The organism is Rhizobium sp. RU36D, assembly GCF_900176345.1.
Lineage (GTDB): Bacteria > Pseudomonadota > Alphaproteobacteria > Rhizobiales > Rhizobiaceae > Allorhizobium.
Genome location: NZ_FWXU01000064.1, coordinates 1 through 2,616 on the forward strand (window position 1 = coordinate 1; position 2,616 = coordinate 2,616).

General features: G+C 56.9%; 1 protein-coding gene and 2 pseudogenes. All 3 read left to right on the top strand.

Annotation, left to right across the window (positions count from 1 at the left end):
• Positions 1-829: 829 nt before the first annotated feature.
• On the top strand, positions 830-1,891 hold the full coding sequence (locus B9A97_RS29130; protein ID WP_084369323.1) for an IS630 family transposase: 1,062 nt from the start codon (positions 830-832) through the stop codon (positions 1,889-1,891).
• A 263-nt stretch (positions 1,892-2,154) separates the two neighbouring features.
• Positions 2,155-2,315, top strand: a pseudogene (locus tag B9A97_RS29665) (IS3 family transposase); the annotation flags it as partial.
• 42 nt (positions 2,316-2,357) lie between these two features.
• Positions 2,358-2,522, top strand: a pseudogene (locus tag B9A97_RS29135) (IS3 family transposase); the annotation flags it as partial.
• Positions 2,523-2,616 lie beyond the last annotated feature (94 nt).

The window sequence follows — 2,616 nt, forward strand, 5'->3', positions numbered from 1 at the left end:
AATCTGCTCTTCCGTAAATCTCTGCTTCTTCATTCGTCCGTACTAAATGGGCCGGACTCTAATCAATTCTGGAGGAAATTCTCAGTGGCAGGTCATAATTGGGGAACTTACCTCGGTACTGGTGGGGAGATTTCACCAAGCATTGACACCTGCGTCAGTTTGGAATCGACGGTACATTCTGACGCCTCAGAGTGCATGAGTCCATAAGGAAGCGACGACGCTACCTACGTCAAGGGGTGGGGTCGCCACAATCCAAAAGGAAAGGGGGTTGGCGACCCCTGCCCGAAGGCTGATCCATTCTAGCCGAAAGACGCGAGATGTACACTCCTCGCTCGACTACATCAGTTGCTTCGGCGAATGCGCCATGCAAGCATCACCCCCAAATAGCCTAGAGCGATACCAAGTGCTGAACCTATTAGTTTGCTGACAACATGCCCTGGACTGGCCAATCTCCATGGCAATACTAGCTGCACAATCTCCAGACCAAAAGCGAGCATCGTGGCTATAGCCACGGTAGTTAACGGCTTCGTCGGATACCCCAATACCAGTAGGCATGACAGCACCGCATATCTAAAGGTTCGGTCTAGAGCGCTAGAAGGCAGTGGAAGGATTGAACCGGTTGGAAGGACCGCGACGAGTACGACGACCCCTGCGCAGATCCATGCGGCTGATTTGGCGGCGTCGAATCTCATCAGGGAATACTGCCCCATCTCAGTCTTGCGCACAACATCCCCAACGTTTCGGTAATACGGCTCCTCACTGACCGTGAGTCCTTTTGCTTTTCAAAAGGCGATGAATCTGAGTCTCTGGTGCAAACCGGAGGGTTCATATGCGAACAGGAATTTCATTACGGGCAGATTTTGATGCTGAAGGTCTTCGACGTCTGGCTCGCCAGAGCAAGCATGCGGCTCAGGCGCGTCGATTGCTGGCGCTTGCCCTCATCTATGACGGAGGCTCGCGCCTGGATGCTGCACGGCTGGGCAATGTCACTCGTCAGATCGTGCGGGACTGGGTCATGCGGTTCAATACGAATGGGCCTGATGGGCTGATCGACGGCAAGGCTCCTGGCCCCAAGTCACGGTTGAACGATGTTCAGCGGGCGGCCCTGGCAAAGGCCATCGAACGGGGACCGACACCCTATCTCGACGGTGTCGTGCGCTGGCGACTGTGCGATCTGGCCCAGTGGCTCTGGGAGGAGTTTCGTGTCTCGGTGAGTGAGCAGACGCTGAGCCGAGAGGTGCGCGCCTTGGGTTGCCGCAAGCTGGCTGCACGCCCGAAGCATCATGCGCAGGACCCTCAAGCCATTGAGGAGTTTAAAAAAACCTTTCCCGCCGCAGTGGCAGAAATCGCGGGCGGGCCCGCTCAAGGAAAACGCATAGAGATCTGGTATCAAGATGAAGCCCGGTTCGGTCAGAAAAACAAGATCACCGGCCGCTGGGCAAAGCGTGGTTCAAGGCCCTCAGCCCCGCCTGACCAGCGAACCCGCTCGGCCTATATCTTCGGTGCCATCTGCCCCAAGCTCGGAAAGGCGGCTGCGTTGGTCATGCCTTGGTGCGACACCTACGCGATGACGCAGCACCTGGCTGAAATCTCCCGACACGTGGCCGATGATGCGCATGCCATCCTCATCATGGACCAGGCAGGATGGCACATGTCGAACAACCTTGTCGTGCCTGCCAACATCTCGATTTTGCCACTGCCGCCGAAATCGCCCGAGCTTAACCCGGTTGAGAACCTCTGGCTCTTCATGCGCGAGAACTGGCTGGCGAACCGCATCTTCAAGTCCTACGACGACATCGTCGCTCACTGCTGCGACGCCTGGCGAAAGATCGAAAGCCAGCCATGGCGCATCACGTCCATAGGACGTAGAGAATGGGCCAATGGGTTCTGATCAGTGAGGAGCCGTATAATAGGAGCAACGAAGCAGAGCGGAAGTCCGTCTTCGCCAGGTTCCTTTCTGAAGGGATGACTGCAGTGGTTAGTACCGCTCCGCTAAGTCCCGTCTACTTACGATCGAGGGGCCATCCAAGGCGGTCGTTGGCTGCCCCAGTGAACAGCCCTGAGTATAATTTCCGCTGGGAGCTGATGAAGAGAGCTGGCTCGAAAAATCTCTACTGCCATGATAAGCGGAATTTCTGCCTGACTTCGGCCTAGATGCCAGGAACAGGATATGCAATGACGAGACAACGGCACCGGAACAACACCGCCCTTCAAAGCAACGGTGGCGCTCGGCGACATCAGGGGCGAACAAACACCGGTGGAATTGTCCCAGCGTTTTCGGCGATGAAGCCAAGGCGGAACCGGCGGGTCCAACGTGGGGGTGCGGACGAAAACTTGGACCACCAAGGAGGTAGTTCATGTATTCCTACGCAGACAGACTTCGAGCGGTCGAGCTGTATCTCCGGCTGGGCAAGCGACTTAACGCGACCATTCGGCAGTTGGGTTATCCTACAAAGAATGCCCGGAAGGGCTGGTACCGGGAGTACGTCGAGAACCGCGACTTGCGTGTTCAGGCGGTAGCTGTCAGTACCGGAGCAATACTCCCCAATAGCGCCGTTTGAATCTTCCCCAGGTGCTGCGGCCGCCGGTCTTCCGGGGCGCGCCCCGGAAGACCGG

Coding starts and splice junctions, on each gene's coding strand:
- B9A97_RS29130 (WP_084369323.1), top strand. CDS start 830: ATGCGAACAGGAATTTCATTACGGGCAGATTTTGATGCTGAAGGTCTT.